General features: G+C 43.9%; 12 protein-coding genes. All 12 read right to left on the bottom strand.

Features of this window, described 5'->3' with window-relative positions; all coding sequences use genetic code 11:
- Positions 1 to 35: 35 nt before the first annotated feature.
- Entirely contained in the window at positions 36 to 917 is an 882-nt protein-coding gene (locus BAU14_RS05480) for a carbohydrate ABC transporter permease (RefSeq protein ID WP_161899086.1), read from the bottom strand.
- 11 nt (positions 918 to 928) lie between these two features.
- A complete protein-coding gene (locus tag BAU14_RS05485) occupies positions 929 to 1,840 on the bottom strand; it encodes an ABC transporter permease (protein ID WP_161899087.1) in 912 nt (303 codons plus the stop codon).
- Positions 1,841 to 2,442: 602 nt separating this feature from the next.
- Positions 2,443 to 3,198: a tRNA 2-thiocytidine biosynthesis TtcA family protein gene (locus BAU14_RS05490; RefSeq protein ID WP_161899088.1), complete on the bottom strand. Its 756-nt coding sequence runs from the start codon at positions 3,196 to 3,198 to the stop codon at positions 2,443 to 2,445.
- A gap of 124 nt (positions 3,199 to 3,322) precedes the next feature.
- Positions 3,323 to 5,161, bottom strand: coding sequence for an LTA synthase family protein (locus BAU14_RS05495; RefSeq protein ID WP_202622166.1), 1,839 nt, complete (start codon positions 5,159 to 5,161; stop codon positions 3,323 to 3,325).
- 408 nt (positions 5,162 to 5,569) lie between these two features.
- Positions 5,570 to 6,577, bottom strand: a complete 1,008-nt coding sequence (locus BAU14_RS05500) for a sugar kinase (RefSeq protein WP_161899089.1) — start codon at positions 6,575 to 6,577, stop codon at positions 5,570 to 5,572.
- 13 nt (positions 6,578 to 6,590) lie between these two features.
- Positions 6,591 to 7,331, bottom strand: a complete 741-nt coding sequence (gene dagF, locus BAU14_RS05505) for a 2-dehydro-3-deoxy-phosphogluconate aldolase (protein WP_161899090.1) — start codon at positions 7,329 to 7,331, stop codon at positions 6,591 to 6,593.
- Positions 7,332 to 7,344: 13 nt separating this feature from the next.
- The gene (locus BAU14_RS05510; RefSeq protein ID WP_161899091.1) at positions 7,345 to 8,436 is read right to left on the bottom strand and encodes a DgaE family pyridoxal phosphate-dependent ammonia lyase; all 1,092 of its coding nucleotides are present in this window, start codon (positions 8,434 to 8,436) and stop codon (positions 7,345 to 7,347) included.
- Positions 8,420 to 9,532, bottom strand: coding sequence for an amidohydrolase/deacetylase family metallohydrolase (locus BAU14_RS05515; RefSeq protein ID WP_161899092.1), 1,113 nt, complete (start codon positions 9,530 to 9,532; stop codon positions 8,420 to 8,422). Before BAU14_RS05515 ends, BAU14_RS05510 begins: the two co-directional genes overlap by 17 nt.
- A gap of 5 nt (positions 9,533 to 9,537) precedes the next feature.
- Complete coding sequence (locus BAU14_RS05520) at positions 9,538 to 10,656, bottom strand: DUF871 domain-containing protein (RefSeq protein WP_161899093.1); 1,119 nt, start codon at positions 10,654 to 10,656, stop codon at positions 9,538 to 9,540.
- The gene (locus BAU14_RS05525) at positions 10,653 to 10,913 is read right to left on the bottom strand and encodes a hypothetical protein (protein ID WP_161899094.1); all 261 of its coding nucleotides are present in this window, start codon (positions 10,911 to 10,913) and stop codon (positions 10,653 to 10,655) included. Before BAU14_RS05525 ends, BAU14_RS05520 begins: the two co-directional genes overlap by 4 nt.
- Before the next feature lie 66 nt (positions 10,914 to 10,979).
- Positions 10,980 to 12,317, bottom strand: a complete 1,338-nt coding sequence (locus BAU14_RS05530) for a PTS sugar transporter subunit IIC (protein WP_161899095.1) — start codon at positions 12,315 to 12,317, stop codon at positions 10,980 to 10,982.
- Between the two features lie 215 nt (positions 12,318 to 12,532).
- Positions 12,533 to 13,234 carry a GntR family transcriptional regulator gene (locus BAU14_RS05535; RefSeq protein ID WP_161899096.1) on the bottom strand — a complete coding sequence of 234 codons (702 nt, stop codon included), beginning with the start codon at positions 13,232 to 13,234 and terminating at the stop codon, positions 12,533 to 12,535.
- Between the last annotated feature and the right edge of the window lie 147 nt (positions 13,235 to 13,381).

Consider the following 13,381-nt stretch of genomic DNA (forward strand, 5'->3'; position numbering starts at 1 on the left):
GCGCTTTCGGCGGTCCTACGCCGCAAAAACCAAAGTTATTCTTTCACAGCTCCTGCCATCATACCGCCGATAAAATGCTTTTGCAGCAGCGGATAAATGACAAGTATCGGAACTGTTGTAATCACGATAGTGGCTAATTGTACCCCACGAGTCGTCGCTTGAACGACCACATCGGTACTCCCACTTTCCGTCATGGTACTCAGATTGGATTGCACGATGATCTCGTAAATCTTCATCTGCAATGGGTAAAGGGATTCTTTGGTGATATATAATTTGGTGGTCATAAAGTCGTTCCACTGACCAACACCATTGAATAAGATGATTGTCGCTAACGCCGGTTTAGTCAAGGGCAAAAAAATCTTGGAAAAAATCGTGAACTCTGAAGCTCCGTCAATTTTTGCCGACTCTTCAAGTGACGGCGGAATTTCGCGGAAGAAGTTCATCAAAATCACGGTATCATAATAAGAAAACAACGCCGGAATGATGTAAACCCAAAAGGTGTCTAATAAGCCCAGCGATTTAATCAGCAAATACGTAGGAATCATCCCACCACCAAAGTACATGGTAATCACTCCAAGAGTCGTATAAAAACTACGGCCAATCAGATGGGATTTACTCAATCCATAGGCTACTATTGAACAAAACAAGGTATGTGTCAGTGCACCAATCACAGTCTTTAAGACTGAAATTCCAAACGCTTGGGGAATACTGGCATCCGAAAAAACTTTTTTGTAGTTTTCAAGCGTAAAGTTCTTTGGCCAGAGGACTAAGCCATTTTGCCCTAAGCCAGAATTGGCAGAAAAAGAAGATACTAAAATGTTCCAGATTGGCACGATGATCAGAAGTGAGAATAAGATCAAGATCAGCGTGTTAAAAAAGTAGAACCATTTATTTTCTTGTGAATGTCGTTTGATCATTTCGTCACCTCCTATAAAATAACCGATTTACCATTATTTAGATTACGGGTCACTCGGTCAGTAATCACCAGCAAAATGACTGATATCACGGAAATACCTAAACCAACTGCAGTCGCATAGGAGAAGTCCCCCTGTGCCAGCCCCATGCGATAAACAAATGAATTGATAACTTCAGATTTGCTTTGGTTTTGAGAATTCATCAAAACCAATGTTTGATCCAAATTAGAACCTAGTATCCCGCTGACATTTAAGATCAGATTCAGTGAAATAATTGGCGTTAACAATGGCAAGGTGATTTTTCGGATCTGCATCAGTTTGGTTGCGCCATCGATACGGGCTGCTTCATAAAATGTCGGATCGATACGAGACATCCCAGCTAGATAAAGGATTGTCCCCCAACCGACTTCTTTCCACAAATCAGATAAAACAGCAATCCACCAATACTTGTCCGGATCCAAGAGATGATTGACACCCTTATCCATCACACCCAGTGAAATCATCACTTGATTTAAAAAACCGTTAGAGGACAGCCAGGAAATCAACATGCCGCCTAATACAATCCACGAAAAGAAATGGGGAATGTAAGAAACAGTCTGAATGAATTTTTTCAAGCGACCATCCTTCATTTCAAAAATCATGATTGCCAGTACAATCGGGATCATAAAACCCAGCCCCAATTTCAACAAGCTGATGCCCAATGTGTTTCGAACAGCTTCCCAAAAGAAAGCGTCTTCCATGATGATTTTAAAATTGTCCAATCCTACCCACGGTGCCGAAGTGATGGTATCCACAATCGTATAATTCTTAAAAGCGATAATAATTCCGTAGATCGGAATGTAGTTAAACACGATCATAAATGCGACACCCGGTAAAACCATCCAGTGCAGTTGTCGCTGCTTCCAAATCTCAGATAATTTCTTCATATGCTGTTCCTCTCCTACTGTTCACTTTAATTAGCAGACTCCCTTCAAGCTTTTGGTGAAACGTTTCTATAAGCGAGTATAATTCTCGCCGCCAGAAAATGCAACCCCTTTCAGATAAATTTTTTTTATAAAATGAAAAACCGGCTTAAAAAAGCCTATGTAAAGGTATTTACGATAGTTAAATTCTGATTTTTTTACTTTTAAATGCAGAAAAAAGTACTACCTGTAAGAAAGGGTAGTACAGCTTTTCTATAGAAACGTTTTTATTTAAACGCTTTCACGAAGCCTTTTTAGTTGAGTCTTTCAATCAGCTTTCGCAAATTCAATAAACCAGCCCTCACTTTCGACAAAAACAGGTCCCCTTCTACTGCGTTTATTACACAGCTTCAGGGGTCTCCTGTTTTTCAATCGCTTAGGCTAATTTCAAATTGTTCTCACTTAAGACGTGAGCAGACAATCAGATTCTGAAAAGACTGCTACACCAACTTTCGCAGCTTGCGGGTCATTGATCATCCTGTTTCTTAAATAGCAGTTTACTTCTAAGTTAGCGCTGCTTCCTTAGAAAAAAATCATTGCCGCTAGTGTCACTTTCTTTTCAGTTGTTACGGTAAGACTAAACTCTTCTTCCAGAAATCAGCTGCTGTTCCTTGCTCCATCCCCATAATGAACTTTTCCCGCACATCAGGATAGGTCTCAGCTATTGTAGCAACAAAACGCTTGATTTCTTCTCGTTTAGTCTGTTTGTCCACCGGGCAGGGATTGAAGATTACCGGCAGTTTTTCTCGGTTTACATAGCGGATGATCTCTTGTTCTTCAATATAAATCAAAGGACGAATCAAGGTCACCCCGGTTTTGCTCAAATAGCTGACCGGTTCAAAACTATTCAGCTGCCCATGAAATAAGAAATTCATAAAATAGGTTTCCACAGCATCATCTAGGTGATGGCCCAGCGCTACTTTATTGCAGCCCAGTTCTTTGGCATGGGTATACAGTGTCCCTCTTCGCAATTTGGCGCAAAGGGAACAGGGGGAACGTTCTTCCCGAATTTCAAAGACGACTTTGGCGATATTGGTAGGTACAACTTCCAGTTCATAGCCGAGTTTTTCCACAAATTCTTGCATTGGTTGCAGTTCGACGCCGGCAAAGCCCATGTCCAAAGTAATCGGTTGAATCTCAAAGTCAAACCCCAGACGTTGTTGTCGTCGAATCGTATCCAACAGATACAAGAGTGTGGTGCTATCCTTGCCACCGGACATCCCAATAGCTACTTTATCTTTCGGTCGAATCATATCGTGCTTCAAGATAGCCCGCCGCATAGGGTTGAAATACCGCTGATTGTCTTTTTTTACAAAACTCATCGTTAAACTCCTCAACTAATCTAGTTATTCTTTTACAGCTATCAGAAAACGGTGTGTAAAAATGGTTTTCTGACTATTATGTAGTCGATTGCGAAAAACTGCTCATCGCAACCGCTAAACTTTATTACTCTTTAAAGAACGTTGTTTTCAAACTGTATTGCTTACCCGCCAGCACATCATATTGAATCAATTGGTAATCTTTGTACCGTGCGGCCGTCTCCTTGTCAAACGCTACTGTTTTTCCCCATTGCCCATCTTGCAGATACATTCCTTTTTCAAAAGCCGGTAGTTGTTGTTGCAAATCGAGCAGCAGCTGATAAAAGCCGCTGACCTGCTGACCTGCTTGTTGCAACAGCGTCGGAGCAAAGTAAAACGGACTAGACAAATGATCATTGCCCACACTTTGAAGCTTGCCTTGACTATCTACCAGCAAGAATTCTGTTTCATGCAGCTGAGTGCCATCGTTGGCTTTTTGGATTTCATCTGAGTAAATTCCCGGCAGATGATCTCCCCAGAAAACGACCAGCGTCCGGCGCGGCAGTTGTTCCAGTTTTGCGACAAAATTTTTCAATGCAGCGCTGGCATAGGCGACATCTTGCGCATAGTTGGCGATTGAAGAAAGATTGCCGTTTTCAGCTGTCACTTGGTAGGGAATATTTTCGTATTTGCCACCATAAGGCATATGAGTTTGCATCGTCACCAGATGGACAAATTGGGGATTGTCTGCTGATTTCAAGCGATCCATGACTTCTTCATAGGCTGACTCATCAGAGATATAGGGATTATTTTCCAGTTTTTCGGTATGCTTCATCGTGTCCTGATCCAAAAATTCATCAAAGCCTAGTACCTGATAAACGTCCTTACGCTTATACATCGACGTGTCATAGGGATGAATTGCTGTCGTATCATACCCTTGGTCTTTCAACAAAGAAACCAAAGAAGGCAGCTGTTTTAGCTTAGGTACCAGCAAGGTGTAAGGAGTAGTCATTTGCGGATTGAACAATTCCATGGAAAAACCAGTTAAGGCTTCAAATTCGATATTGGCAGTACCGCCGCCATAGTTTTGTGACAGCATTTGACCACTATAGGTCTTGTCAGCAACTTCATAATAATCTTTCAACGGATCGCCACTGATATCCACGCCTTTCAAGCGGTTAGGATCTGAAAAACTCTCGCTCATCACATAAACGATATTTGGTGCCGTTTTGTCATCTAATGGGCTGGCTGCTTTATTGGCGGCTGCCGCCTTTTTCTGGTAATCTGCTACTACTTCTTTAACAGCTGCTTCCGAGTAGCCAGCGGGTTCATCCATTGGCACTACTTTTAGATTGTACAAAAAGCCACCGACAAAACCGACATTGTAATAATTCATTTTTTGTGAGTAGGGAATCCATAATGCGGTATGATTGTAGCCTTTACGCAGCAGATTATTTTCATCATTGAAATTACTGAAATAACCTAAGAGCAAGACACAGGCCAAAAACATCCCGCCACGGAAAAACTGCTGTTTGCGTGTCAGTTTCAAGCTGCGGATGAACATCCACACCACACCAGCCAAAGAAAGCAGAATCAAGACCAGCAACAGAATAAACAATGGGGTTCCCACCAAATCCTTCATCATTCCAAGATTGGACACCATTTTTAAATCATCAGGATAAACCGGTTCCTGGCGATAGGTCATCTTCATGTAATCTGCAAAGCCTAAGATTCCGATGAACACACCATACACCACTGCTCCCATCCCGACAGAGCCAATCACCGAAGCAATCCCCCCGTACAGTACCAAGAGTACCAGACACCCTAAGAAAAATTTCTGTTCGTGCCAGGAAAAAGCAAACTTCAATGCCAGATCCAGTGACAAATTATTTTGACAAAACTGCAGATAGAGATTACTAAAAAGGATCAGAAAGAATACTCCGACCCCCTTTAAAAACCAGCGCAACTTGTTATGATTCTTCAACACATCTCGTCATTCCCAACCGTTAAATTTACCAACAAAATCATCAACCGACTTCACCACAAAGTGAATCCGTTAAAAAATCAGACACAAAAACTCAGCAAAAATCGTTATTTTCTCGTCAATAGCTTTTATTTTAGTCTGTTCCTTAGGCCTTGTAAAGCAGACGGGAATAACCGAAAGCCCTTTTATGAAAAAAACAATTCCTGCAGCGAATCAATAGCCAAAAAAGCGAAGAAAAAACCGATTGCTTTCGGCCTTTTCCCCGCTTCAAAAATGCTTTTGCTTTCCAATAAGTCACAGTCGGTCTTGTGTGTTTTAATGAACTGCCAAGTTAAACACTAGCCACAGCCAACAGCAGACCCGTCGATTCTTTTCAAATAAGAACCTTTTTGAAACTGCTCGTTGCTGCATTTAGCGAAGCAAGTCCACCTGTGGCGCAGACATAAAATGTTGCACCATCTTTTCGGTAGTCAGTGGGACATCCCCAGCGATCGTATGGGCGAGCACAGCATTGGCACAAGCAAATGACACTGTTTCTGCCAATGTCTTTTCTTGCGCGATTCCCCACAGAATTCCTGCTGCAAACGCATCCCCAGCACCAATCCGGTCCAACACTTGTAACGAATAGGTCTGAGACGTACAACTCTCAGCTTCTGTGTACAAGAGACCGGTAAGCAAGCTACCCTTTTCATCATGCCCCCGTTTCGTTCCGGCAAACCAGCGAATCTGATAGGTTTTTAAAAAGGCTTGAATCAATTCTTCTGCTTCAGCCGTTGTAGCCGGCGTCTCTCCAAAGCCCAGCAGCTCCACTAAATCTCGCGTCGAGCCGAAGACTAGATCCACAAAAGGCAATATTGCCAAATAGCGCTGTTTCATCAATTCTCGTTGTCCGGCGCCATCGTTCAAGCTGGGGCGAAAATTGAAATCAAAACACACCAGTTTACCGGCTGCCGCTGCTGTTTCTGCTAACGCTTGTGCAGTAGCCGCCGTTTTTTCGGTCAAACTTAAAGAGATGCCGCAAATATGGATCAAATCCATCTCTGAAACAAAGGCCGACAGATCATAGTCCGCGCCAGCTGCCAAACTAAAGGCGCTATTGCGGCGGTTTTGATAAGTGACCTGTGTTGCCCGCGGACCATAACCTACTTCGGCAAAAAAGCTGCCCAGATGATCACCACTGTATCCAACATAATCTGTGGCAATTCCCAATTTTTTCAGATTGGCCGCTGCCGCCTGTCCAAGTCGATTTGCCGGCAGTTTGGTCATTAAGCTGACCTCTTGCCCTAAATGACCAAGGTTACTCAGGAGATTTACGCCAGTACCGGTGAATTCCATCCGCAAATTATTGGTCTGTTCCAAAAGCAAGTATTCCGGCGGCGTCAAGCGCAGCATCACTTCTCCGAAAGCACCGATTTTCATGTTGTCCGACTCCTTATTTCAGCGTATTTTTCATCATCTGCAACAGCGCCTTCACGTCTTCGGTACGCGTGTCACCTGTGGCTTTGTCGATGATTGAGCTATAGACGTGAGGAATAATTTTTTTAACCCCTGCATCCACTGCAATCTGCAAAATTTCTTCAAAGTTCTCCAAGTCGATGCCGCCGGTAGGTTCCAAATAAAAATCATTTTCCCCACAAGCTTTGGCAACAGCTTGATATTCTTCTTTATGTGCCAAGCCTTTCATTGGGAAATATTTAATAGAACTACCTCCCATATCCTTCAAAAGTGCAATAGCTGTCTCGATAGGAACGATGGCTTCTGGCGTTTTGGAGCTCAGCGGGCCAGTCGCAATGTTCACATAACCCACTTTGCCAGTAGGTGAAACCAACCCGTTGATCACAGTTTCACCTTGTCCCAAAAGAGCGCGGGATGTTCCTACGCCAGTGAAAACCTGATTGACATGTTGCGGTTGCAGCACACCGGATAACCGAGAAACCATTTGACTTTGATTGGGATCGCCGGCGCCCAGACCTACTGACAGTGCATTGTCGCAGGCCTCTTGATATCTTTTCATATCGGTGATTGCCGCTTCATCTGTTTCATAATTTTTAGATAAAACGCCGAGAACAACGTGGCCGTCAGCTGCTTCATAGCAGGCTTTCGCATTTTCAACAGAGTTGGCCAAGACATTCAAACAAATACGGTCTTCCAAATAATTCGGGGTCAATGACATAATAATTTCTCCTTTAGATGATTTCTTTTAGTTGATTCACGATTTTTTGCAATTCATTTTCATTTACCGAGCGCACATCGAATTCGATGATGCCATTGTTGGCTTGATATTCCCGGGTATAAACTGCCGGATTGCCCAGCTTCAATCCTTGGATAACTTCTTTAGCAGTCTTGGGGCCGCTGACTTTAACACTGGCCCGATAAATATCGCGGCCGGCACCGTCTTGTACGATAGTAGCCTGCAGCCCTGAGATTTCGTTGATTGCTGCCACAAATGGAACCAGTCGTTTCTGCATCGCTGCTCCAGACTCGCTGCCATTGGCTAAATAGTCTTCTACGGCTTGGGTAAAGCCTAAAATATTGTCTTTACCGATTTTCATGCCGCGACCGATGCCTTTACCTTGCAGGCGCACCCATGAAATCAGTTCTTTTTTCCCAATCACTAACCCAGCACTCGGTCCTTCGATAGCTTTTGCACCAGAGTAGATTACCAAATCTGCGCCTTCACGGATATATTTAAACAGATCCTCTTCGGCAGCAGCATCGACAATCAAAGGCAAACCATGACGATGGGCTACTGCGGCGGCTTCCTTAACCGTCAACATGCTTTTTTGGACAGTGTGGTGGCTCTTGATATAAAGAACAGCTGCCGTGTTTGCGGTAACCATCATTTCGATATGCTCTGAGGTGCACATGTTTGCATAGCCGGCTTCAACGACACGTCCCCCACCCATCTCTACCATGACCTCTACTGCAGTTCCATAGTCAACGTTGTGTCCTTTAGGCAATAGGATTTCTCTGCGCGTCACGCGGGAAGTATAAGGATGATAAGTATGGTATAGATCTCCTTGTCCGATAACTGCTGCTACTGACTGGGCAATCCCGGCAGAAGCTGAAGAGACGATTTGTGCATCTTCAACGTCTAATAAATCGGCCAAATAAGCGCCGGTCTTTTCCAAAAGGTCTGCCATCTCAAAGAAATGTTCGCCGCCGAAGCGCTGTGCTGCCAACACGGATGGAGACACTTTAGAGACCCCTAGGATCGTCATCCGTCCTGAAGCATTGATTACATCTTTCAAGCCGAATTTTTCATAACTGATTGTCATAGATTCTGCCTCCTATAATGGTTTTGACCGGCTGAATCACTTCATTCGTCGTACGTACGTTACCATTGGAATCGGTAAGTTGCTTTTCTTTCTTGCCAATCTTGAAAATTGTAAAGTCCGCATCCATCTTCGGCTGCAAGCGGCCTTTTGTGGTTAATTTGAAGTTTTCAGCCGGCGCGATGGTGATTTTATCAATGATTTCTTCCCACGAATAGCCAACTAAGTGTAATTTTTCCAATGTTGTAGCCATGTCATAGACCGGCCCATTTTGCCGATTGCGGATGTAGATATCGGTGCTGATGCTTTCACATTTGATTCCAGCTGCTAGCGCAATCTCCGCTACATGGAAATTAAAGCTATCGGTTCCATGCCCAATATCAAAAACCACACCTCGTTGGTACGCAGCTACGGCAAAATCTTTGATACGGTCTGTTTTTTGATCCAGGATTCCGTTGGGCTTACCATTGAAGCAGTGGGTCAAGACATCGCCTTTTTCCATAACTGCCAAAATATCTGACAGCTCCGGAGGATTAGAGCCAATGTGCACCATCAAAGGCAACTGCTGATTTTCTGCTTGAATTTCTTTTGCCATAAGGAGTGGTTTGATGCCGTTGTCTCCAATTACAGTTTTGCTCATGCGAGCCTTGATTCCTAAAATAAAATTGGGGTACGCTTTTAAGGCCTCTGCCACTCGTTGTGATTGAACCTTTGTGAGGTCGGCCAATTCATCTTGTTCCACGATCCCGTACTTGGAGATGTTCACCAGTGCATAGACATTGGTTTTTGCCGCTTGGGCCAACTGATAAAAACGGCCAATATTTTCTGCCCCAGTTGTGCCGGCATCAATCACTGTAGTCACACCTTTTTCCACGCCGATAGCATCCGGATAATCGTAGTACAGATTCATCTCCTCAAAGCAGTGTACGTGATCATCGATCCAGCCGGCGGACAATCGCTCATCATCTGCAAGAGTCAACTCTTTTGCCCCGCGACCACTGATTACTTTTGTCACCTCAACAATCTTTCCGTCGGTAACAGCTATTTCCACCTGTTCCCCTGTGATTGTACGTCCGTTTCTGATCACTAAATCATACATCTTCTTCATCCTTTTTTCGGGATCAAAAATCCCTCAGTTTTTTCCGTAAAACGAAACTTCGACCATGGTGCGATAAATGGCAGTAAAATCTGCTCTTCTGGTCGAATCGCGGCCACTTTATTTTTACGACTGTCCTTGTGAGGCAATAAGACCAACTGCAGCTCATTTTTATATTTACCGAAGTCATCATTGCCAATCACGATATCCCCCGGCTGAAATTCTGCCAGGTTATCGTGGGGCGGATTGGTCTCAGCTTTGTACTTTTTACGAACTTCCGTTGAACGGATCATCGTTTCTGTGATATCTCCACGACGAAAATGTTGTTCATTCAAAACAATCTGCTTTTCCAGTTCGCTTGCACTTGGCAGAAACTCCACCGAAAAGGCTGTCTGATAACGATCTATCTCCCCCATTGCGGCCAGTTCAGCTTCAGATGCATAGGCATTGCCGATAATTACATCATCAATTAAGCCAGTTGCAAATAAGTGCTTGGCAGCCGTAGCCGGTGCCAACTTTCGATGCATCTCCAAGCTTGGCAGCCCATCATTGACATCCCATGGACCAATCTGTCCTACCTGTGACGTCACAAAAGCCGCCGTCCGGATTCCCTGTTCTTTAAAGCGACGACTGCAACTTGCAAAAAAATCATAAGGAAGAGCAGTGCCCGCTTGAGGATAGAAATTGTGACAGCCGTATAGGTAAGGGCGGTTCGCCTGATAGGTCAAAATATTGTCTAAATAAGCGACATCATTGCTCATATTCAATTCAATAGCCACTTGTTGCGGATTGTAAGTCAACATTGCTTCCTTGTTGCCATCAAAACCGACATCCAACCGAATGCCATCAGCACCTAGCTCATGGAAAAAACGCATATCATCATAACTGATCCCCAACTCGTCAAAAATCGCTGGCGCTACATCTAAGATTGTCTCATATCCCAACTCTTTTGCAAAAAAGATCAACTCTTTAAATTTTGCAGCAACTGCCTCTTTTCCATCTGTAACTTCCAACATACTCATAAAAATACGACTAAATCCGTATTTCTGCGCGGTTTCAAGGTAAGACCGGTCGGCTTGGGGATCGCTGTGATCCGGGTAAAGTGAAATTCCTAATTTGCGTTTCATATGATCTTTCCTTTCTCAAATTCGTCATATCGGAGGCGAAAACGATAGCTGATTACCACACTGGCAGCTATTGTGGCAGCAGCCGTCAGTGGAACCGGAATATGCAACAACAGCCCTAACAACATAGCACCGACAATAAAGCCAATGCTGGCCAAAAGTAAGTAGCGGAGTTTTACCTGCGCCAATTTAGGCGGCAGGCCCTTTTTCTCCAGCAAAATCTGCAAAACGATAAACAGTCCAAGCAATAAAATCAGCATGTCAATCACCAAAAAGGTCAAGCCTGCAGTCTAAATTTCCCGACTGCGAGCCTAACCTCCCCTTCTTTAAGATACAGTAACGTGTTTTGGTTCTGCTTGTGCAGCAGCTTCTTGTGCCAGCTCTTCAGCTTCTTTTTCCAACTGTTGTTTTTCAAAGACCTTAAAGAACGGGTAGTAGATTCCCAGAGTCAAGACAAAGTTGAAAATAACCAGAATGGCTGCCGTGATGCTCCAGTCAGTACTCATCCAAGCTGCAATCGGTGAGGGCATTGCAAACCCTAAACGAGCAGCCATTCGCGGCACCAACCCAGAGACAGTCGCAAAGTATGAGATAGTCGTCGTGATCAGTGGTGCGCCGATAAATGGAATTGCCAACACGGGGTTCATTACAATTGGTGCCCCGAAAATCACAGGTTCATTGATATTAAAAAGTCCTGGTAAAATTGACAATTGACCCAATTTTTTCAAATATTTTGATTTTGAGAACAAGAACAAGACCACTAATGCCAATGTCGTTCCAGCGCCGCCAATCCAGATAAACCATTGCAAGAACTGTTCTGTAAATAAGTTTGGCAAATCATGGGCGCTGGTTCCAGCTTGGAAAGCTTCCATGTTTTCAGCAATCGACATATCCCAAAAAGGTCGAATGACCGGACCCATGATAGCTGGCCCGTGAATCCCCAACACCCAGAAGAAACAGATCAAGAAGACCGTCAAAAGTCCACCAAACAGACTGTTTCCAGCTAAGACACCTTTCAGTGGCATCAAGAGATTACTCAAAAAGCCGTTCAAATCAAAACCAATCATGTGGCGAAGCACCCAGAACAAGATCAAAATTGCCGCGCCAGGAACCAATGCGATAAAGGAATTTGAAACTTCCGGTGGTACACCATCCGGCATCTTAATAGTAATATTTTTAACGATAAAGAAACGATAAATTTCAACAGATACAATTGCAGTAACGATTGAACCAAATAATGAGCTGGAACTCAGATTAGCAATATTGATATAACGGCCGGCAGCGATTACGCCATCTACATCCTCGAATACTCTAAGCGGTGGTGCAGCAGTCACTAGAAAAGCCATCGTTGCTAAAATCCCCGCGGTCAGTGAATCCAGCTTGTAAGAGCGGGCCAAAGAAGATGCAATCCCAAAAGTAGCATACAATGCCAAAATTCCTACCGTATAACGAAACGGCACATCCAAGATTTCCCGATACGGTTCGATCATTGCGGCAATCGAGTCTACCGGAATATTCAACAGAATCGTGAAGAATGAGCCGACAATGGTCAGTGGCATCGTCGCGATGATCCCTTTTCTGATGGCCACCATGTGTCGCTGATTGCCCATTTTATTGGCAATCGGCATGATCTTCTCCTCGATGACCCCTACAAATCCTTTCATTGCAATACCCTCCTAAAATCCGTTTTAGTTTATAACATTATAATGTTTTACACAAAGAAATATAACACGATTTTAGATGTCTGTAAACGTTTTTTTGTTTTTTATTTATAATTTTTGCTGGAAAATGAAAAAACCTCTGGAAAACGGAGTTCACCGTTTCCCAGAGGTCTAAACTGACACAAGCAATTGGCACCAAACCCAACTATTCTTTTCACTCAGGTCTCATAAGCAATCTGATAAGGATGTCTGGCTGTATCATAAATCGCCGTCGAATATTCCACTAAACTGCCATCAGCCGCTGATGATTTACGGATGCGCTTGAGCCCGATGCTGCTGGTGGTTTCTAGTAGCTGCTGCTCTTTTTCACTCAGCTGTACCGCTACAAAGTCGTCTTCAAAGCTTTCAATCTCATAGCCTTGCAGGATTAAAAGGCGGTATAAAGACGTTCCCGCAAATACCGCCGGTCGCAATTTACTCAGCGCTGCCGGCAAATGGTGGCTAAACAAGATATACGGATGCCCCTGAAGCAGATACAGTCGCCGATAGACGAGCATTTCTCGTCCAAAATAAGCATATAGCTCATCAGCCGGCGTCAACTTTTGCTTCTTCAAATCTAAAATACGCGTCTCTAATTGCAGATCCGCTTCCTTCAAGAGCTGCGAAAAGCTGGCCGCTTTGGATAATTTATTATACGGACGGTCGCTTAAAACCGTAGTCCCTTTGCCGCTTCTCTTCTCCACGTATTCATCAGCCGCCAGAATTTCAATGGCTTTACGAACGGTGATTTTACTGACACCAAACAACGCCTCCAGCTCGTTTTCTGTTGGCAGGAGGCTGCCCACCGGATATTTACCATTGATGATCTCACTTTTGATCTGGTCGGCAATCTCCAGATACATAATCTTGGCCCGTTTCATTTTTAGCCCCCTCTCCTAAAAACCGCGACAAAAAACATCACAGATTGTTAAACTGTTTTTCACTTGTTACCCTCTCTAAAACGCATTCTAGCAGTATCCATAGACTATTCAAAAATCATTTTTACACTCGCAGTTCACGCTTTTGTG

It is taken from the genome of Candidatus Enterococcus leclercqii (assembly GCF_009933135.1).
Lineage (GTDB): Bacteria > Bacillota > Bacilli > Lactobacillales > Enterococcaceae > Enterococcus_C > Enterococcus_C leclercqii.

Excerpts from the sequence above, each read along its gene's own strand:
- BAU14_RS05485 (WP_161899087.1), bottom strand. The coding sequence starts at position 1,840 with ATGAAGAAATTATCTGAGATTTGGAAGCAGCGACAACTGCACTGGATG.
- BAU14_RS05520 (WP_161899093.1), bottom strand. The coding sequence starts at position 10,656 with ATGAAACGCAAATTAGGAATTTCACTTTACCCGGATCACAGCGATCCC.
- dagF (WP_161899090.1), bottom strand. The coding sequence starts at position 7,331 with ATGTCATTGACCCCGAATTATTTGGAAGACCGTATTTGTTTGAATGTC.
- BAU14_RS05510 (WP_161899091.1), bottom strand. The coding sequence starts at position 8,436 with ATGACAATCAGTTATGAAAAATTCGGCTTGAAAGATGTAATCAATGCT.
- BAU14_RS05490 (WP_161899088.1), bottom strand. The coding sequence starts at position 3,198 with ATGAGTTTTGTAAAAAAAGACAATCAGCGGTATTTCAACCCTATGCGG.
- BAU14_RS05500 (WP_161899089.1), bottom strand. The coding sequence starts at position 6,577 with ATGAAAATCGGTGCTTTCGGAGAAGTGATGCTGCGCTTGACGCCGCCG.
- BAU14_RS05480 (WP_161899086.1), bottom strand. The coding sequence starts at position 917 with ATGATCAAACGACATTCACAAGAAAATAAATGGTTCTACTTTTTTAAC.
- BAU14_RS05535 (WP_161899096.1), bottom strand. The coding sequence starts at position 13,234 with ATGAAACGGGCCAAGATTATGTATCTGGAGATTGCCGACCAGATCAAA.
- BAU14_RS05515 (WP_161899092.1), bottom strand. The coding sequence starts at position 9,532 with ATGTATGATTTAGTGATCAGAAACGGACGTACAATCACAGGGGAACAG.
- BAU14_RS05530 (WP_161899095.1), bottom strand. The coding sequence starts at position 12,317 with ATGAAAGGATTTGTAGGGGTCATCGAGGAGAAGATCATGCCGATTGCC.
- BAU14_RS05525 (WP_161899094.1), bottom strand. The coding sequence starts at position 10,913 with ATGCTGATTTTATTGCTTGGACTGTTTATCGTTTTGCAGATTTTGCTG.